13 protein-coding genes are annotated in these 18736 nt (G+C 74.2%); 7 read left to right on the forward strand and 6 right to left on the reverse strand.

What is annotated here, in order from left to right:
- Window positions 1-586: 586 nt before the first annotated feature.
- Window positions 587-1807: an acetyl-CoA C-acetyltransferase gene (locus RKE29_RS04040; RefSeq protein ID WP_312003612.1), complete on the reverse strand. Its 1221-nt coding sequence runs from the start codon at window positions 1805-1807 to the stop codon at window positions 587-589.
- Between the two features lie 281 nt (window positions 1808-2088).
- Window positions 2089-3273, reverse strand: coding sequence for an SGNH/GDSL hydrolase family protein (locus tag RKE29_RS04045; RefSeq protein ID WP_312003613.1), 1185 nt, complete (start codon window positions 3271-3273; stop codon window positions 2089-2091).
- Between the two features lie 397 nt (window positions 3274-3670).
- Here RKE29_RS04045 and RKE29_RS04050 point away from each other — a divergent pair, with 397 nt between their 5' ends.
- The gene (locus RKE29_RS04050) at window positions 3671-5056 is read left to right on the forward strand and encodes a cystathionine beta-synthase (RefSeq protein ID WP_312003614.1); all 1386 of its coding nucleotides are present in this window, start codon (window positions 3671-3673) and stop codon (window positions 5054-5056) included.
- Window positions 5057-5837: 781 nt separating this feature from the next.
- Here the strand turns inward: RKE29_RS04050 and RKE29_RS04055 are convergent.
- Window positions 5838-6266 carry a hypothetical protein gene (locus tag RKE29_RS04055; RefSeq protein ID WP_312003615.1) on the reverse strand — a complete coding sequence of 143 codons (429 nt, stop codon included), beginning with the start codon at window positions 6264-6266 and terminating at the stop codon, window positions 5838-5840.
- A 199-nt stretch (window positions 6267-6465) separates the two neighbouring features.
- Between RKE29_RS04055 and RKE29_RS04060 the strand changes: the two genes are divergently transcribed.
- The 4 genes from RKE29_RS04060 to RKE29_RS04075 all read left to right on the forward strand — a co-directional run bounded on the left by RKE29_RS04060 (window position 6466) and on the right by RKE29_RS04075 (window position 11391).
- Window positions 6466-7902 (forward strand): acyl-CoA synthetase, encoded by a 1437-nt coding sequence (locus tag RKE29_RS04060; RefSeq protein ID WP_312003616.1) that lies wholly within the window; start codon window positions 6466-6468, stop codon window positions 7900-7902.
- Window positions 7903-8075: 173 nt separating this feature from the next.
- Window positions 8076-8354, forward strand: coding sequence for a hypothetical protein (locus tag RKE29_RS04065; RefSeq protein ID WP_312003646.1), 279 nt, complete (start codon window positions 8076-8078; stop codon window positions 8352-8354).
- A complete protein-coding gene (locus RKE29_RS04070; protein ID WP_312003617.1) occupies window positions 8341-8973 on the forward strand; it encodes a DUF6879 family protein in 633 nt (210 codons plus the stop codon). Before RKE29_RS04065 ends, RKE29_RS04070 begins: the two co-directional genes overlap by 14 nt.
- A gap of 75 nt (window positions 8974-9048) precedes the next feature.
- On the forward strand, window positions 9049-11391 hold the full coding sequence (locus RKE29_RS04075) for a tetratricopeptide repeat protein (RefSeq protein WP_312003618.1): 2343 nt from the start codon (window positions 9049-9051) through the stop codon (window positions 11389-11391).
- Window positions 11392-11442: 51 nt separating this feature from the next.
- Here RKE29_RS04075 and RKE29_RS04080 read toward each other — a convergent pair whose 3' ends face one another.
- Both RKE29_RS04080 and RKE29_RS04085 read right to left on the reverse strand, forming a co-directional pair.
- Entirely contained in the window at window positions 11443-12354 is a 912-nt protein-coding gene (locus RKE29_RS04080) for a formyltransferase family protein (protein ID WP_312003619.1), read from the reverse strand.
- A 108-nt stretch (window positions 12355-12462) separates the two neighbouring features.
- A complete protein-coding gene (locus RKE29_RS04085) occupies window positions 12463-13614 on the reverse strand; it encodes a Dyp-type peroxidase (RefSeq protein ID WP_312003620.1) in 1152 nt (383 codons plus the stop codon).
- Between the two features lie 158 nt (window positions 13615-13772).
- Here RKE29_RS04085 and RKE29_RS04090 point away from each other — a divergent pair, with 158 nt between their 5' ends.
- Window positions 13773-15131, forward strand: coding sequence for a right-handed parallel beta-helix repeat-containing protein (locus RKE29_RS04090; RefSeq protein WP_312003621.1), 1359 nt, complete (start codon window positions 13773-13775; stop codon window positions 15129-15131).
- A gap of 65 nt (window positions 15132-15196) precedes the next feature.
- On the opposite strand, the gene RKE29_RS04095 is transcribed toward RKE29_RS04090, so the two are convergent.
- Window positions 15197-15877 carry a hypothetical protein gene (locus RKE29_RS04095; RefSeq protein ID WP_312003647.1) on the reverse strand — a complete coding sequence of 227 codons (681 nt, stop codon included), beginning with the start codon at window positions 15875-15877 and terminating at the stop codon, window positions 15197-15199.
- 308 nt (window positions 15878-16185) lie between these two features.
- Between RKE29_RS04095 and RKE29_RS04100 the strand changes: the two genes are divergently transcribed.
- Window positions 16186-18618 carry an SdrD B-like domain-containing protein gene (locus tag RKE29_RS04100; RefSeq protein ID WP_312003648.1) on the forward strand — a complete coding sequence of 811 codons (2433 nt, stop codon included), beginning with the start codon at window positions 16186-16188 and terminating at the stop codon, window positions 18616-18618.
- Window positions 18619-18736 lie beyond the last annotated feature (118 nt).

Genomic DNA, 18736 nt, shown 5'->3' on the forward strand with positions numbered 1-18736 from the left:
CGGGTCCGCGGTCCTCCGGGTCGGGGCCCGCGCGACGGGCGTGGGCCGGGCGCGCCGAGCTGTGGCGGTCCGCCGTGGCGGCATCACCCACCGGTCCGCTCCGGCCGCGGCCGCCTTCCCGCGCGGCCCTCGTGGCGCGGGAGGCGAGGCCGTGACGCCGCCGCCGGGGGCCGTCCTGGCCGGCGGACCGAAGCGGGCCACCGGCACGGGCCCGCGGGCCGTCCGGGCGACCGGGCCGGTGGGCGACCGGGCCGTCCGGGCAGGAGGGCGGGCGCCCGCGCGGGCCGATCGCGCACGGTAGGGGCCCGAGGCGGTCCGACGGGCCCGTACCGTGTCCCCGCCGGGCGGATGGCGGCGTCAGGGCCCGCCCCGACCAGGCGGCCGCGCCCCGGCCCGAGCTGACCGGGGGCCGTGCCGGAGCCCGCCCCGGCCAGGCGGCACACCCGAGCCCGCGCCGACCGGTCCGCGACCGGACGCCGACCGTCCCGCGGCCACTCCGCAGCCGCCCCGCAACCGCCCCCGGCGCCCGGGCCTCGCGCCATGCCGCCGGGCGCGCCGGTGGGCGCCAAGCCCACCGGCGCCCCGCTCAGCTCAGCCGCTCGATGACCATCGCCATGCCCTGCCCGCCGCCGACGCACATCGTCTCCAGGCCGAACTGCTTGTCGTGGAACTGGAGCGAGTTGATCAGGGTCGTGGTGATCCGGGCGCCGGTCATGCCGAAGGGGTGGCCCACGGCGATGGCGCCGCCGTTGACGTTCAGCCGGTCGATGTCGATGCCCAGGTCGCGGTACGAGGGGATGACCTGCGCGGCGAACGCCTCGTTGATCTCCACCAGGTCGATGTCGCCGATCGAGAGACCCGCGCGGGCCAGCGCCCGCTCGGACGCCTCGACCGGGCCGTAGCCCATGATCTCGGGGGAGAGGCCGGAGACGCCGGTGGACACGACCCGGGCGAGCGGCGTCACGCCCAGCTCGCGCGCCTTGGTGTCCGACATGATCACGAGCGCGGCGGCGCCGTCGTTGAGCGGGCAGGAGTTGCCCGCGGTGATGAGGCCGTCCGGGCGGAAGGCGGGCTTCAGGGCCGCCACGCCCTCCAGCGTGGTGCCCGCGCGCGGGCCGTCGTCCTTGGCCACGACCGTGCCGTCGGGCGTGGTCACCGGGGTGATCTCGCGCTCCCAGAAGCCGTTCTTGATGGCCTCCTCGGCGAGGTTCTGGGACCGTACGGCGAACTCGTCCATCTCCTCGCGGGTGATCCCCTTGAGCCGGGCGAGGTTCTCGGCGGTCTGGCCCATCGCGATGTAGGCGTCCGGGACGAGCCCGTCCTCGCGCGGGTCGTGCCAGCCCTCGCCGCCCTGCTCGGCGCGCGCCGCGGTGCGGGCCTCGGCCTCGGCGAAGAGCGGGTTGTGGGTGCCCTCCATGTCGTCCGTGGTGCCCTTGGCGAACCGGGAGACCGTCTCCACGCCCGCCGAGACGAACACGTCGCCCTCGCCCGCCTTGATGGCGTGCAGCGCCATGCGGGTGGTCTGGAGGGACGAGGAACAGTAGCGGGTGATGGTGCAGCCGGGCAGGAAGTCCATGCCGAGCTGCACGGCGACGATCCGCCCGAGGTTGTGGCCCTGCTCGCCGCCGGGCAGGCCGCAGCCGAGCATGAGGTCGTCGATCTCGCGCGGGTCGAGCTGAGGGACCTTGGCCAGCGCCGTACGGACGATCTCGGCGGCGAGGTCGTCGGGCCGTACGTCCTTGAGGGAACCCTTGAAGGCGCGGCCGATGGGCGTACGGGCGGCGGAGACAATCACGGCTTCGGGCATCACGGCTCCAAGGTGCGCGTTGGGAACGCTGGGCTGCCAGCGAAGTTACCCGTAGGTACGACAAGGGTCACGGTGCGCGGGCTGTGATGCGGAACTCTTTTCTAAGCGCCCGCTCAGTCGGGTCCTACCCGTTCGTCCGCCGTTCACGCGTCTCGCTTTCCGGGCGCGCCCCGGGCGTCCCGGGAACCCTCGAAAACCCCGTGCCCGGCCCCGTACGCCCCGGTCGGCGGCCGCCGGGCGGCTCAGGCCGGGTCAGGCGCTCAGGCCCGGTCGGGCGCGGCTCAGGCCCGGGACGCGTCCGCGCGGGCCGGAGCCGCCGCCTCGGCGGGCAGGCCGTGCCGGTGCCTGCGGCGGCGCAGCAGCCGCGCCCACGGGCCGCGGGCCGCCGTCACCTCGGTGCCGCCCTCGGCCGCGGCCTCGGCGGCGGCCTGGGCCACCGGCAGCACGCCCGCCTCCGGGGCCGCCTCGTCCGCCGCGTCCGGCCACAGGCCGAGCGCCGCGCACAGCGACGGCAGCAGCACGGCGGCGACCGTCGCGTACCCCTCGGCCGACGGGTGGTAGCTGTCCGGACCGAACAGCTCGCGCGGGCGCGCCGCGAACTCCGGCCCCAGCAGGTCGCCCAGCGACACCGCCCGCCCGCCCTCCCCGACCACGGCGATGGTCTGCGCGGCGGCGAGCTGGCGGCTCAGCCGCCGGGCCACCCAGCGCAGCGGCTGGTAGACGGGCTCGATGGTGCCCAGGTCCGGGCAGGTGCCCACGACCACCTCGCTGCCCGCGGCCCGCAGGGTCCGTACGGCCTCGGTCAGCAGCCGTACGGACCGGGCGGGCGGGACCCGGTGGGTGACGTCGTTCGCGCCGACCATGATCACGCAGAGGTCGGGGACGCGGGGCCGGAACCCGTCCTCGCCCGCCGCCGACAGGCCGCCGGCCGGCAGCGGGCGGGACTCCGGCCGGCCGGCGGACTCCGGCGGCCCGCCGAGCAGCAGGCCGCCGTACGCCGACCGGCCGCCGGCGGACGCCCCCGGCGCCGCGACCCCCAGGCCCGGCGCGGCCCGGTCCGGCCCGCCGAGCAGCAGCCGGACCTGCCGCTCCAGGTCGTCCGACCGGGCGCCGGAGACCGCCGCGTTCCGCAGGTCGACCGGGCGCTCCGCGACCGCCGCGAGCCCGGTGGCCAGCAGCGCGCCCGGCGTCTGGCCCGGCCGGGCCACGCCCTGCCCGGCGGCCGTGGAGTCGCCGAGGAAACCGAGCAGCAGCGGAGGCTGCCCGGTGCGGCGGGCGAGGGCGTAGCCGTAGCGGCCGTCGGCGTCGGGCGGCGGCGCGTCGGGCTCGCCGATCACCCGCCTGGCCAGGGACATCTCGGTCACGAGCAGCGCGGCGGCGGCACCGCCGAGCAGTCCGATGCCGCCGCCTCCGTAGGCCGCCGCGGCCGCGATCCGCCGTGCGGCCCTCGCCCTGGACATCGACATGGCCCGCCGCCTTCCCCTCGGGACTGGTCCCGGCCGCTGGGTGGTCGTTCTGCGGTGCTGCCGGGACTGACGATTGTCGGGCCTATGGTGCTATTCCTGCTATGCCCGTGAATCAGCTGGTGTGGCGCCGCCGCGCCGGGCGCGTTCCGCTCGCCCGCGCGTGCGCTCGCTTCGGCCGTCGGCCCGCGCGTACGCGTCCGTCCGACCGCCGGCCCGCGCGTACGGCCGCGGGCCCCGCCCGCACCGCCGGCGCCGTACCGCCGAACCCCGCCCGTACCTCCGCACACCAGACGAGCCGCCCGCGCGCGGCGGCGGGGCAATAAGCTGACATGACGGGCCCGCGGCGGCGGCCGCCCCGACCGCGGAGATCCCGCGGTGACCCGGACCGGGAGCAGGCGTGCGGTACTACGAATCCATGATCGAACTGGTCGGCAACACCCCGCTGGTCAAGCTCACGAGCGTCACCGGTGACATCCAGGCGACGGTCCTGGCGAAGGTGGAGTACTTCAATCCGGGCGGATCGGTGAAGGACCGCATCGCGGTGCGGATGATCGAGGCGGCGGAGCGCTCGGGTCAGCTGTGCCCGGGCGGCACGATCGTGGAGCCGACCTCGGGCAACACCGGTGTGGGCCTGGCCATGGTCGCCCAGCGCAAGGGCTACGGCTGCGTCTTCGTCTGCCCGGACAAGGTCTCCACCGACAAGATCAACGTGCTGCGCGCGTACGGCGCCGAGGTGGTCGTCTGCCCGACCGCCGTCGCCCCCGAGCACCCCGACTCGTACTACAACGTCTCCGACCGCCTGGTCCGCGACATCCCCGGCGCCTGGAAGCCCGACCAGTACAGCAACCCGGAGAACCCGCGCTCGCACTACGAGAGCACCGGGCCCGAGCTGTGGGAGCAGACGGACGGCCGGATCACGCACTTCGTGGCGGGCGTCGGCACGGGCGGCACCATCACCGGCACCGGCCGCTACCTGAAGGAGGTCAGCGGCGGCCGGGTGCGGGTCGTGGGCGCCGACCCGGAGGGCTCGGTGTACTCGGGCGGCTCCGGGCGGCCGTACCTGATCGAGGGCGTCGGCGAGGACTTCTGGCCCACCGCCTACGACCGCGACGTGGCCGACGAGATCGTGGCCGTCTCCGACAAGGACGCCTTCCAGATGACGCGGCGCCTGGCGAAGGAGGAGGGCCTGCTGGTCGGCGGCTCGTGCGGGATGGCGGTCGTGGCCGCGCTGCGCGTGGCCAGGCCGCTCGGACCGGACGACGTGGTGGTCGTGCTGCTGCCCGACAGCGGCCGCGGCTACCTGTCGAAGATCTTCAACGACGAGTGGATGGCCGACTACGGCTTCCTGGAGGAGGGCACCCCGGCCCGCCGCGTCGGCGACGTGATGCAGGGCAAGGAGGGCGGCCTGCCGTCCCTGGTGCACATGCACCCGGACGAGACGGTCGGCGAAGCCATCGAGGTGCTGCGCGAGTACGGCGTGTCGCAGATGCCGATCGTCAAGCCGGGCGCCGGGCACCCGGACGTGATGGCCGCCGAGGTCATCGGCTCGGTGGTCGAGCGGGAGCTGCTGGCGGCGCTGTTCGCGGGGCGCGCGGCGCTGACGGACCCGCTGGAGAAGCACATGAGCCCGCCGCTGCCGCACGTCGGCTCGGGCGAGACGGTGGAGGACCTGATGGCGGTGCTCGGCGAGTCGGACGCGGCGATCGTGCTGGTGGAGGGCAAGCCGACGGGCGTGGTGAGCCGGCAGGACCTGCTGTCGTTCCTGGCGAAGACGTCCCGCTGACGCCGGTTCCGTACGCGTCGCGCGTGCGGAACCGGGGTACGGGAAGCGGAGAGGTCCGTACGGGCCGGAAGGCGCGACCGGGGAACGCGACCCGGGAGTGCGACCGGGAGGGCACAGCCTGGGGAGTGCGACCCGGAGGGTGCGGCCCGGCCGCCCTGGCAGCCGGACGCCCTGGCGCCCGGCAGCCCTGGCGTCCGGCAGTCCTGGCACGGCACGGCCGGAATCTCACGATCCGCCAGAAACCGGCGCCCGGCGCCCGCAAAGCCGCCCGGAACCGCCCCGCAATCCCCCGGCCGGGTGATGCGGAAGCCCTGCTCACGGCAGTTTCGACAACCGGTACGTACGTGTCACGTCCTCGCAGCACGGACTTAACACAGGTCCGGCAGATTAGTGGGCGTCGGAAAGGACGACACCGACACCCGAAGTGCGGCGCCAAGGACCTCCGGAGCGGCTCCCGGACCTCCATGGGCGCCCGGACGCGGCAGGTCGGATCTGAACCCGCCCCGCGTCCCCTCGCGGGGACCGCCGTCGTCCCGCCCTCGGTGCTCACACCGGGGTGCGGCGGTCCCCGCGACATCCTCTTTCCTCCCGTGGCCGGGAGGCCGGTAAACCGGGCTCCCACGGAGCCGGGGCAACCGAGACCCATCCGTGATCCGGGCAGGATTCTGCGACGGCCTGCACGACCCGCGCGGGAGCGCGCCCGTGCCACGCGCGGGGACCGCGGAGCGGAAACCCCTCGGACCGCGCGGGAAGCGAACCCCGAACCCCCGAACCCCCCGCGTCAGTCCTCGGACCGCCTGCCGCGCCGGAACCACGGGAACCCGCCGCTGGCGTGCACCGCGTTGACCCCGAAGATCCCGGCCCAGGTGACCAGCAGCCCGGCCAGCCCGGCGTTCACCGCGCCGATGGCGGACAGCGGGATGGACAGCACCAGCGAGACGGTGACGAAGCCGAACCGCTCGCCGACCCCCATTCCCTCGCCCTGCCCGGCCCGGCCGCCGGCGACCTGCGGCCGGCCGCCGCGCGCGGCCGTCATCTGCTGCTCGGCCAGCTGCCGCCGCACATGGCGGTCGGCGGTGTCGTCGAACCGCTTCTCGACCTTCTCCAGGAAGGCCTCGACCAGCTCCGCCTCGTACTCCGGCCCCAGCTCCTTGCGGGTCGCCAGGGTGGCGTCGAGTTCCTTCTTCAGCTCCGTGTCACGGGCGTCCATGGCGTCGACGGTACGGGCGCGCGGCCGGGCTTGTAACGGGGGCTAGCACCCCTATCGGCGCGGTGCTGCCCCCCGTCCCGGGCCGCGGGCACCGGTACGCGCGTGGCCGCCGGTGGGCCCGTTCAGGTTCGTGGGGCACGATGTGTGGCGTCGCGGGGGAGCGGCCCGCGGCCCCGACGTCGCTGAGAAGGAGCTGTCCATGCCCACACCTCTGCTGCCGGCCCTCGCCGGATCCGGCGACGGCGCCGCGTACGCCCCGTACGGCGACGCCCCGGACGCGCTCACCGTGGCGGGCCGCACCGCCTCGCGCGAGGAGCTGCTGGGCGCCGCGGGCGCGGTCGCCGCCCGGATCGCCGGGGCGCCGGTGGTGGCGGTGCGGGCCACGGCGAGCCTGGAGACGGTGGCGGCGGTGGTGGGCGGCCTGCTCGCCGGGGTGCCGGTGGTGCCCGTACCGCCCGACTCCGGGCCCGCCGAACTGGACCACATCCTGCGCGACTCCGGCGCCGCGCTGCTGCTGGGCGCGGCCGAGGACGCGGGGGCGCCGGGCGGCGCTCCGCACGGGGCTCCGGACGGGGTGGAGTACGTGCCGGTGGACCCGGCCGAGCGGGCCGCGTGGTCCAAGCCGGAGCCGGACGCGGACACGACGGCGTTCATCCTCTACACCTCGGGCACGACGGGCGCGCCCAAGGGCGTGCTCATCTCGCGCGGGGCGGTGGCCGCGGGCCTGGACGCGCTGGCCGACGCCTGGGCGTGGACGGCCGAGGACACCCTGGTCCACGGCCTGCCGCTGTTCCACGTGCACGGCCTGGTGCTTGGCGTGCTGGGCCCGCTGCGCCACGGCAGCCGCCTGGTGCACACCGGCCGCCCCACCCCGGCCGCCTACGCGGCGGCGGGCGGCAGCCTCTACTTCGGCGTGCCCACCGTCTGGCACCGCGTCGTCCAGGACCCGCCCGCCGCCCGCGCCCTGTCCGGCGCCCGGCTGCTGGTCTCCGGCAGCGCGCCGCTGCCCGCGCCGGTCTTCCAGCAGATGGCGGACCTGACCGGCCACCGCCCGGTGGAGCGGTACGGCATGACCGAGACCCTGATCACCCTCTCGGCCCGCGCGGACGGCGACCGCCGCCCGGGCTACGTGGGCACGCCGCTGACCGGCTTCGAGACCCGCATCGCCGCCGAGCCCGGCGCGGACATCGGCGAACTCCAGCTCACCGGCCCCACCCTCTTCAAGGGCTACCTGAACCGCCCGGAGGCGACCGCCGACTGCTACACCCCGGACGGCTGGTTCCGTACGGGCGACATTGCCGCGATCGAGCCCGACGGCTTCCACCGCATCGTGGGCCGCGCCTCCACCGACATGATCAAGTCCGGCGGCTACCGCATCGGCGCGGGCGAGGTCGAGAACGCCCTGCTGGCCCACCCGTCCGTCCGCGAGGCGGCGGTGGTCGGCGCGCCGCACGACGACCTGGGCCAGCAGATCGTGGCGTACGTGGTGGCCGACGGCGTGACCGAGCAGGACCTGATCGACTTCGTGGCCGCCCACCTGTCGGCCCACAAGCGCCCGCGCAAGGTCCGCTTCCTGGACGCGCTGCCGCGCAACGCCATGGGCAAGCCCCAGAAGAAGCTCCTGCCTCCGGCCTGACGGCCGCCCCGGCCTGACCCCCTTGGTCGGTCTCCCCGGCGCGCTCCGCGGAATGTCTGATTCCCGCTGTTGGAGCAACGGAATCTGTTGCCGTCCGTGTCTCCCTTCCTTACACTCAGTGACAGATGGGCTTTCGTCCTACCCGTAACCGGGAAGAACAGGTGGGGGAAAAGATGGCGGAACGCGCGTGGGAGGCCGACCCCTCCGCGTCATTAGCACGGCGGCTCGGGAAATCCGCGGCCGAACTGGGCGCCACCGGCGGCCGTAACGGCTGCCCCGACATCTGGCAGCTCGACAACGGCGATATCGCGGTCATCGGCCGCGACCTGACCGGCAGCTACGAGCCCCGCCTGCCGGAGGGCGTCACCATCGCCGCGGACGAGCGGCTGGTCATCATTCCGGGAATCATGCTGAGCGCCGCGAAACCGGATATCCCCGATGCTCAGGCTTGACGGTCTCGACGGTCTCGGCATCGGCACGGCGCGCGGCGAAGTCCTCGATCTCGACACCTACCAGCGCGACTTCGAGGAGCGCCAGTGGGCGATCGACGGCCAGGACTCGTGGAAGCTGGAGCGGCAGCAGACCTTCAAGGAGCCCGGCTTCGACAGCTGGGAGGCGTTCGCCCGGGGCGACTGGGACAAGGCGCTCAGCCTCATCGAGGACGAGCGCGACTACCTGCGCGAGTTCTCCCGGGAGGTGGAGCGGCACCGCGTCACCCTGTACCGGGTGCGCGTGGTGGAGGAGCCCGTCACGCCGTACCTGCAATGGGAGCTGTGGCTGTTACGGCTGCGCGAGCAGTGCGGCGAGCTGATCAGGGTGGTGGGTCCCGAGCACGTCCGGGACCTGGAGCGCGGCGAACCCCTGCCCGAGCTGCTGACTCTCGGGGACCGTACACTGTACAAGATCCTGTACACGGACCAGGGAATCCTCGACGGAGCGGTCCGGTTCACGGACGCCCGTACGGTCGCCCGGTGCGCGGAGCTCACCAGAGAGCTCTATGAGGCGGGCGAAGACCTGAGTTCCTATTTCGACCGCAAAGTAGCGCACCTGCCGCCCCCACATCCGGAGTAGCAGATCAACGAGGGAAACGAGCGAAAAGAAGACCACGGCACCCATTCCGAGCTCTCGGGTTCCGCGGGCGATGTCGTGCAGGCCCGGGACGTCAGCGGTGGTGTCCATTTCCACCACGGCGGCCGTCCCGGGCAGCCGGACAACCCGAAGCCGCGGCAGCTGCCCGGAGACGTACGGGAATTCGTCAACCGTGCCGACGAGCTCCAGCGCCTCAACGCCGTCCTGACCGACGACGGCGGCGAGCCGCTCGTCGTCTCGGTGTACGTCATCGCCGGCACGGCGGGCGTCGGCAAGACGTCCCTGGCGCTGCGCTGGGCGCACCAGGCGCAGCAGTACTTTCCGGACGGCCAGCTCTACGTCAACCTGCGCGGCTACGACCCGGGGACGCCGGTCACCGCGCAGGAGGCGCTGCACCGGTTCCTCACCGCGCTCGGCGTGCCGCCGCGCGGCATCCCGGCCGACCAGGAGGCCGCCGCCGCCCTCTACCGCTCGCTGCTGGCCGGCCGGCGCATGCTGGTCGTCCTGGACAACGCCGCGACGGCCGCGCAGGTCCGCCCGCTGCTGCCGGGCGCCGCGGGCTGCCTGGCCGTCGTCACCAGCCGCAGCACCCTGTCCGGCCTCGCCGTGCGCGACGGCGCCCGCCGGATCACCCTGGGCACGCTCACCGAGACGGAGGCCGTCGCGCTGCTGCGCGCCGTCACCGCCGACTACCGCCCCGCGGACGACAGCGAGAAGCTGGTCGAGCTGGCGCGGCTGTGCGCCCGCCTGCCGCTGGCCCTGCGAATCGCGGCCGAGCGCGCCGCCAGCCGTCCGCACCTGCGGCTGGACGACCTGATATCCGATCTGCGGGACGAGTCGGCGCTGTGGGACGCGCTGAGCGTGGGGGACGACGAGGAGGCCGAGGCGGTGCGCACGGTGTTCGCCTGGTCCTACCGCGCGCTGTCCGCGGACGCCGCGCACCTGTTCCGGCTGCTGGGGCTGCACCCCGGGCCCGAGTTCAGCGCGTCGGCCGCCGCGGCGCTGGCCGGGGTGCCCGCCGGCCGGGCCCGGCACCTGCTGGACGTCCTGGTCGGCGCCCACCTGCTGGAGCAGACCGCGCCGGACCGCTACGAGTTCCACGACCTGCTGCGCGCGTACGCGACCGACCAGGCGCGGCACGAGGAGCCGGCCCAGGAGCGGGAGGCGGCCCAGCGGCGGGTCCTGACCTGGTACCTGCACACCGCCGACGCCGTCCAGACGCGCGTCAATCCCGCCGAGGCCCACATCCCGCTGGACCCGGCGGAGGACGGGGTCACGCCGTCGGCCTTCTCGGACTACGAGGAGGCCATGAGCTGGTACGAGCAGGAGCGTGTCAACCTGCTCGCGGCCGTCCGCGCCGCCGAGGCCGCGGGCCTGGACCGGATCGCCTGGCAGCTCCCGGCCGTGCTGCGCAGCGTGCACATGCTCGTCAACCCCTTCGAGGAGTGGCTGACCATGGGCCGCATCGGCCTGGCGGCCGCCCGCAGGCTGGGCGACCGCGTCGGCGAGGCCGAGCTGCTGGAGAGCCTGGGCATGGCCTGCACCCAGTCGCACCGGCTGGCGGAGGGCGAGGAGTACCACGAGGCCGCTCTGGCCGCGCGCCGCGAGACCGGCGACCGGCTGGGCGAGGCGCTGGCGCTGAACGACCTCGGGCTCATCTGCCTGCGCGGGCGGCGCCTGGCCGAGGCCCGCGCGCGCTTCGAGCAGGCCAGGGAGGTCTTCGGGGAGATCGGCGCCGTGCACTGGGAGGGCGTCGCGGCGTCGAACCTGGCCGAGGTCACGTACGAGTCGGAGGAGCTGGCGCAGGCCGCCGAGTGCGTCCGGCAGGCCCTGGCCATCCACCGGGAGCGGGGGGACAAGGGAGAAGAGGGCAACGCCCTGCGCATACGGGCCGCCATCCAGCGGGAGAGCGGCGAGCCGGAGGAGGCGCTGCGGTCCGTGCAGGCCGCCATGGACATCGCCCACGACCACCGCAACCTGGTGTGGGAGGGCTACTGGCTGCTCGAACTGGGCCGGACCCAGCAGGCCCTCGGCCGCGCCGAGGACGCCCTGGTCTCCTACCAGCGCGCCGCCACCCTCCAGCGGCGCCTGGGCGACCGGACCCGCGAGGCCCGCGCCTGGCACGCGGCCGGCGCGGCGTACGGGCAGCTGGGCCGCCACGAGGAGGCCGCCGACTTCCACCGCAGGGCCGCCTCGGTGCACCGCGAGCTGGCCGACGACTGGCCGCTGGCCCACGCGCTCGACGGCCTGGCCACCGCCCTGCACCACGGCGGCAAGGAGGAAGAGGCGCGAGCGCACTGGGCCGAGGCGCTCGACCTGCTCGCCGCCTGGGACGACCCGCGTGCCCGGCCGATCCGGGTCCGTATCCAGGACCGGCTGGACGAGGCGCCGCGGGACTGAGCCGCCCGGCCGGCGCCCCGCGCTCGCCCCGGCACGGGCCACAGGGGCCGGTCAGCCCAGGCTCCGGGCGGGCCGGACGAACGGCGGCCGGTCCGCGGGCGGGTCCACCGGCTCGGTCTCCACGACCCACAGCGGGCCGTCCGCGCACGCCACCCGCACCGTCCCGCCGCCGCCCGGCGGGGCGGTGGTGCCGGTGCGCAGCAGCGCCACCCAGCGGCCGTCCACCTCGGCCAGCGGCCCCGGCGGACCCGGCACGCCGAACTGGAACGTACGGACCTGGTTGTGCACCTCGCGCGCGGTGCGGGACCAGTCGACGAACGAGAAGTCCTCCTCCATCCACCCGGCGTAGCTGGCCCCCGCCTCGTCCTGCGGCTCGCCCGGGAAGCCCGCGGCGACCCGGTCCAGGGCTGTCGCGAGCACGTCCCGCGACACCTGGTCCAGCCGCCGCAACAGCCCGTCGGGGTCCAGCTCGTCGCCGATGGGCACCCCGCCCCGCGCCGCGATCACCGGGCCGGTGTCGAAGGTGTCGTCCATCCAGTGGACCGTGACGCCGGTCTGCGCGTCCCCGTTGCGGATCGCCCAGTGCACCGGGATCGGCCCGCGGTACCTCGGCAGCAGGGACGGGTGCACGTTGACGGCGCCCAGCCGGGCCACCGCGCGCACGCGCTCCGGCAGCCGCCAGGGGAAGCCGTTGCACACGATCAGGTCGGGCCGGTAGCCGGGTAACGCGCGCAGCAGACCCGCCGCGCTGCCCGGCAGCAGCAGGTCCAGGCCGGCGGGCAGCGCGCCGACCAGATCCCCGGCCGATTCCACGGCGTACGGGTCGGTGGGCCGCCGCGGCCGCAGCGAGCGGGCGTAGGCGTAGGCGACCGGGAGGTGCCCGGCGGCCTCGCAGGCGCGCCGCACGACGGCGAAGCCGCTCGCGGACGGTGCGAGTACGACGACGCGTAACTGGTCCGTCATGGCTCCCCCCGGTCAGGCGTCACCGATCCGCCGCTGTCACCCTGTGCCGGCGCACGACCCTACTGTGTCGCGGGCCGAAGCGGTGTGTCGAGCGACGGCGGCGCCGGGTCAGGGGAACAGCGTGGCGCCCAGCGGGCGCCGCCGGTCGAAACCGGGGAGTATCAGGAAGGTCGCACTGGCGGTGGTGGTGGTGAATCCCAGCAGCGCGTCGGAACTGTCCATGTGGGTCAGGGTCTTGGTGAAGGTGCGCAGGTCGTTCTGGAAGCTGGTGAACAGCAGACCGGGGGCGGGCTCGTCGGTGCTGTAGGAGCGGCGGAGCATGAGACCGACGCCGATCACGTTGGAGTGGGCTCTGCGGACGTGGGCGTCTGCCGGGATGAGGTAGCGCCCGTCCGGCGTCTTGGCGCCGAGGTCCGGGTCCGAGGCGGCGGTGCCGCCGGAGAGGGGGACGCCGGTGGCCCGGTGCCGGCCGACGACCGCCTCCTGGTCGGCGACGGACAGCGTGGCGAACCGGGTCAGGTCGAGTTCCATGCGGCGTAGTACGGCGATGGTGCCGCCGGCGACCGGGGCCGGCCCGGTCAGCCACAGGTCGCGTTGCTGCTCGGCGGTGGTGTTCGGCCCCACGATGCCGTCGACGAAACCGAGCAGGTTCCGGGGCGCGGAAAGGCCCTCGGCCACGGGGACGTTCGCGCCGCGGCGCCCGGACTGCCGCCAGCGTTCGCGTATGCGGTCACCAGCCCGGTCCGCAAGCGCGGCGGCGGCGACCGGTAATACCAGGGCGTCGCTCGCGCAGATCTGTATCAGCAGGTCGCCGCCGCGCGCCTGCGGGGCGATCCGCTCGCGGGAGAACCGCGGGAGGTCGGCCGCGCCGGGCAGGGCAGGACCGGCCGTGCGCACCAGTCGGGGGCCCACCCCGATCGTCACGGTGAGATCGCCCGGCGGCAGGCCCATCAGCCGCGCGTCGGTCCCCGCGGTGAGCCTGGCGACGGCCTGGCCGAGTTCGGCCAGTAACGGGCCGACGGCCACGTCGGCGCCGACGTCGGCCACCACGGCCAGCAGGTTGTGCTGGGCCGGCTGCGGGAGGGTGACGCCCGCCTGATGCCGGCCCGTCGGCGGCACCGGTGTGGCGGAGACGGGCGCGTCGCGCCGGTCCGGCCGGGCGGAATGCGATTCGCACCCGGCGGTGAGGCCGACGGCCACCATGGCACCGGTGGCATCGAGGAGGGCGCGGCGTGACGGGTGGCGATCGGCTCGACGCATGGCATGGAGAGTGCCATAGCGGCTCCGCCGGGGGCGAACCCGGGCGTCCTTCAGCCGGGTCGGGCCGCCCGGCTTTCCGAGCCGGGTCGGAAAGCCCGGTTCGCGGGGTGCAACTGCCCTGAATGGACGCGGAATTCGGGCCATGCGAAACTGGGATCATGCCTCGATTAGGTCTTCGCAAGATCGTTGCGGTGCTGGGCACGCTGACGGTGCTGGGGACACTGACCCTGGTGACGGGATGCGGCGCCGACGACGACGGACCGGACCGGGGCCGGCGGCCGTCCGGCGCGCACGTGACGATCCACGTGCCGGCCGACGCCCCGATGATCTCGGCCGCGGTGTCCCTCGCCCACCCCGGTGACCTCGTGCTCGTCGCACCGGGCGTGTACCACGAGTCGGTGAAGATCGGCACGGCCCGGGTCACCCTGCGCGGCGAGTCCCGGGACAAGGTCGTCATCGACGGGCGGCTGCGGCAGCCGAACGGTGTCGTCGTCGCCGCGCCCGGGGTGGCCGTGGAGAACCTGACCGTGCGGAACAACACGCAGAACGGGGTACTGGTCACCGGTTCGGCGAAGGCGGTCGCCGGACTGCCGGGGCGCAGCGGCGGCTATGACACCGGCGACGAGCCCGTCAGCTTTCTCAAATCGTTCCTGGTGTCCCATGTGACCGCGACCCGGAACGGGCTGTACGGCATCTACGCGTTCTCCGCGCAGGACGGCGTCATCGAGCACTCGTACACGTCGGGCTCGGCGGACTCGGGAATCTACGTCGGACAGTGCAAGCCGTGCCGCGTCGTGGTGCGGGACAATGTCGCCGAGCTCAACGCGGTCGGTTACGAAGGCACCAACGCCAGCGGCGACATGTACGTGGTCGGCAACCGCCTTGTCGGCAACCGGGTGGGACTCACCACCAACTCCGACCACCAGGAGAAACTGCTCCCGCAGCGGGGCGCCGTCATCGCCGGCAACCTGATCGCGGAGAACCAGCAGACGCTCACCCCCGCCCAGGCCGACGGCGGGTGGGGCATCGGTATCGGCGTCGACGGCGGCAGCGACAACCGGTTCGTCCGCAACCGCGTCGCCCACAACCTCTACGCCGGGCTGGTGATCACCGCGACCGTCGACATTCCGCCCGACGGCAATCAGATCGTGGAGAACACCTTCGCCGCCAACGGCGTCGACGTCGGTGGGACGTTCCCCACCGCCACCCGCGGAAAGGGCAACTGCCTGCGCGGCAACGAGCTGCGGACGACCGCGCCCGCCCGGCTCGCGGCGACCGCGTCCTGCCCCGTCTCCGCCACCTCGGCCACGCCGTCCGGCACCTGGGAGAGGCCGACGGCGCCTGGCGGTGTCCCGTTCACCGACGTGGCCGCTCCTGGCCCGCAGCCGCAGTTCCCGCATGCCGCCACCGCCGGCCCGACCGTCGTACCGGCCGTTCCGGCGCTGCCGGACACCGCGGGCGTCCGGCTGCCGTCGGCGTCGCTGCTCGCCGGCAGCGCGCGGGTGCGGACGTCCTGAGCGGCGGCGACCGACCCGGGGCGACTCCCGGCTCCCGGCTTCCGGCTCTCGCGCCGGGGTCCCGGCTACCGCGCCGGGGTGACTCCGGGGACCGGCCGTACCGGAACGTAGCCCTGGGTGTCGAAATCGACGGTCACCGGCCGTGACTCGGAGGCCACCTCGGCCCGCATCCGGTACATGGTGCCGTCCGGGCCGAGCCAGTAGCGCACGGTGCCCGACGAACCGGCCTTGGCGCGGGCGTCCGGCCCGGTCATGATGTCCACGCGGTGGCCGTGCAACCGGGCCTTCCCCAGCCAGGCGGCGCCGTTCTGCCGCACCAGTTCGGCGTTGTCCGGCCGGTCGCTGCCGAGTCCGAGCGCGATGGCCAGCGACGTGTCCAGGGAGCTGCCGGACGTCTCCAGCGGGCGGCTGTACCAGCCCGACCCGGGCGGCGACGCCGGTGCGGTCGCCGGGGCGTCCGCCGTGGGGTGGACCGACACGGTGCCGGCCGACCACGCGATCAGCCCGTCGCTGGACGTGTCGCGCCCGGAGCCGTGCACCACCCCGTAGCCGCGCTTGGCGCGGTAGTCGACGGACGCGGTGACGACCAGCTCGCCGGCGGTGCCCGGCACGGTGATCGTCACCGCGCGGCCCGTGGCCTGGTAGTTGAGAAACCGCGTGATCGCCAGCCGGTTCGCCTCGTCCGCGGTCAGCGCGCGCCGGCCGGCCGGGCCGCCGCCGTCGCCGACAGCCAGAAAGATGGCCAGAAAAGCGGATAACGCGGCAGCCGCGACGCCGACGGCGATTGCCACCCACCGTGGCCGTGGCAGCGACCACCGGCGCCGGTCCGCCGCACGCCGTAAGGGACTTTTTCGCTTCCTCATACTCCGCACGCGGCGGGATGCTAACAGGCTCCCAACAAACCTCTCGGTTCCCATCGTGTGACGGACCGTCAATCTGTACGGTAGGGGGGCTATTCACTGGGCGATGAAGCGAAGGGAGACCCATGCCGATACCTAGGTTGGCGCGGGCGGGGTTATCCGGTCTGCTGCTGGTCGGCGGCGCCATGGGCACGATGGCGACAGGCGCCGGCGATGCCAGCGCGTCGGCCGCCGACGGCGCGGTGACGGTCCAGGTGCTGCGGGACTTCTTCGGCACCGGCGTGATCAACGCGACCATGGACGTGCCGCAGCGGGGCATGAAGGTCGACGTCTCCGACGCGGCGGGCCATCACGTCACCGGCACCACGGACGCGACCGGGAAGGTCATCGTGCCGCCGTCGAGCGCGCTGACCGGCGGCCGGTACCGCGTCGACGTCACCGTCCCGGCGCCGTACAGCGACTATCTGCGGGCGGCGCCGGCCTCGACGGCGGAGAACCACTTCGACAGCTTCACGTCGTTCGTGGACGTGTCGGACGGGAAAGACGCCTCGGTGATCACCGGGGTGTGGGACGCGGCCGACTACGCGCTGCCGGACTCGCGGTACTACGTGCCGGTCCAGAACGGCCCCGGCGGGACCGACCCCCGGGCGCTGGTGGCGTTCGGGACGAATGCCCGGGGCACGTGTCCCGCCGACGTGGCGTGCCCGGTCACGCTGACCACGCAGGCCCAGGTGGGCACGACGTACGGGCTGGCGTACGACAAGTACCAGGGCCGGCTGTTCCAGAGCGCGTTCGCCCGCCGGTACGCCGCGTACGGGCCGGAGGGCGGTGGCGCGATCTACACGGTGCCGGTCAGCGGCTCCGAAGCGCCGAAGCTGTTCGCGCGGGTGCCGGACGCCGCGGTGACGCCGCACGACAGCGCCAACATGATCAAGGACCCCGGGTTCGTCGACGCACCGGGCAAGGAGAGCATCGGCAGCATAGCCCTGTCGGAGGACGGCTCCACGCTGTACGCGGTGAACCTGCGCACCCGCAGCCTGGTGAGCTTCGACGCCACAGGGGCCACCGCATCGGCGCCCAGGTCGACGGTGCCGATCCCGGACCCGGGGTGCGCGAGCCCCGGTGACTGGCGGCCGTCCGGTCTCGAAGTCCACAACAACACGCTGTACGTCGGCGGCGTGTGCAGCGCGGAGAGCACGCAGCAGCGCGCGGACCTGAAAGCCGTCGTCTACACCTATGACGGCAAGCGGTTCACCCCGGTGCTGGACCACCCGCTCACGGCCAAACGCGGCGCCGTCATCAGCAGTGTCGCCAATGTCGAGCAGGCCACCCACTGGAACCCGTGGAACACCAGCCTGGACAGGTGGGACGAGAAGAGCCCGGGCGGCGCCTTCATCGAGCCGCAGCCGGAGCTCACCTCGCTCGCCTTCGCCCGCGACGGTTCGATGATCCTGGGCTTCCGCGACCGGTTCATGGACGTGCTCGGCTGGGGAGGGCTGGACCCCCGCCCGGGGAACAACACGCCGGAGTCCGGCATGGCCGGTGGTGACATCGTCATGGTCTGCGCCACTCCCACCGGTGCATACGACTGGGAGGGCACCGGGAGCTGCCCCAACCACGCCACTCCCGCCAACAGCGGTGGCCAGGGCGCCGACGTCGCCGAGTACTTCCCGGGCGACTACTTCGCCGGCCCGCACCAGGAGACCTCGCTGGGGTCGGTGGCCTACATTCCGCAGCAGCAGTGGGTCGTCAGCACGGAGTTCGACCCGGTCGTCGACGTCGCGACCTCCGGCACCGGGTACTTCGACATCACCACCGGCCAGGGTCCGGGCAACGCTCCGAAGGCCAACGGATACCAGTTCGTCAGCCGGGACCAGGGCGGGTTCGGCAAGGCCGGCGGGCTCGGCGACATCGCGTACGCGGCGGCGAACGCGCCGATCCAGATCGGCAACGTGGTGTGGTTCGACGGCGACCACAACGGCATCCAGGACGCCGGGCACGTGCTGCTCCCGGACGCGACGATCAACCTGCTGGACGCCGACGGCAAGCAGGTCGCCACGACCAGGACGAACGCCGCCGGCGAGTACTACTTCGGCGGGGTCGGCGCCGCCTACGAGCTGACGCCGGGCGCGAAGTACACCGTGCAGTTCGACGTGTGCACCGCGGACACCAGCAAGGTGCCGGGCCAGCCGACGGCTGACGAGTTGCGGTTCACGCTCCCGCGGGCCGGTGCCGACCGGGCACACGACTCCAACGTGACCCCGCCGACCACCGGGCGGCTGTGCGACGGATACGCGCCGGTCACGGCGCCGACGAAGCCGGGAGGGGTCGACCACACCATCGACGCCGGCGTGTACGTCCCCGAGCCGACACCGCCGACGTCCCCGCCGCCGACGTCCGAGCCGCCCACCTCGCCGCCGCCGGCATCCCCGTCACCCGGACCGGTGCCGTCGGCATCGGTGCCGCCGGCGCCCCAGGTGCCGAACGCCCCGGACCCGGACGGCGGGTCGCTCGCCCACACCGGTACCCCCGGCATGTGGGAGATGCTCTCCCTCGCCGTCCTGGCGGTCGGTTCGGGCGCGGCGATAGCGATGGTGAGCCGGAGGTATCGCCCCAGGCACCGCTGAAACCAGGCGCCGCTGAAAGACGGGCTGAATCCAGGGCACCGCTGAAAGTCGGGCGGCCCGCCCGCTGACGGGTTCCGCCCGGCCCCCGGCCGCCCGCCCGCCGCCCCGGTACGCCGGG

The sequence above is a fragment of the Streptomyces sp. B1866 genome, assembly GCF_031932565.1.
Classification (GTDB): domain Bacteria; phylum Actinomycetota; class Actinomycetes; order Streptomycetales; family Streptomycetaceae; genus Streptomyces.

Coding starts and splice junctions, on each gene's coding strand:
- RKE29_RS04040 (WP_312003612.1), bottom strand. CDS start 1,807: ATGCCCGAAGCCGTGATTGTCTCCGCCGCCCGTACGCCCATCGGCCGC.
- RKE29_RS04045 (WP_312003613.1), bottom strand. CDS start 3,273: ATGTCGATGTCCAGGGCGAGGGCCGCACGGCGGATCGCGGCCGCGGCG.
- RKE29_RS04055 (WP_312003615.1), bottom strand. CDS start 6,266: ATGGACGCCCGTGACACGGAGCTGAAGAAGGAACTCGACGCCACCCTG.
- RKE29_RS04060 (WP_312003616.1), top strand. CDS start 6,466: ATGCCCACACCTCTGCTGCCGGCCCTCGCCGGATCCGGCGACGGCGCC.
- RKE29_RS04065 (WP_312003646.1), top strand. CDS start 8,076: ATGGCGGAACGCGCGTGGGAGGCCGACCCCTCCGCGTCATTAGCACGG.
- RKE29_RS04070 (WP_312003617.1), top strand. CDS start 8,341: ATGCTCAGGCTTGACGGTCTCGACGGTCTCGGCATCGGCACGGCGCGC.
- RKE29_RS04080 (WP_312003619.1), bottom strand. CDS start 12,354: ATGACGGACCAGTTACGCGTCGTCGTACTCGCACCGTCCGCGAGCGGC.
- RKE29_RS04085 (WP_312003620.1), bottom strand. CDS start 13,614: ATGCGTCGAGCCGATCGCCACCCGTCACGCCGCGCCCTCCTCGATGCC.
- RKE29_RS04090 (WP_312003621.1), top strand. CDS start 13,773: ATGCCTCGATTAGGTCTTCGCAAGATCGTTGCGGTGCTGGGCACGCTG.
- RKE29_RS04100 (WP_312003648.1), top strand. CDS start 16,186: ATGGCGACAGGCGCCGGCGATGCCAGCGCGTCGGCCGCCGACGGCGCG.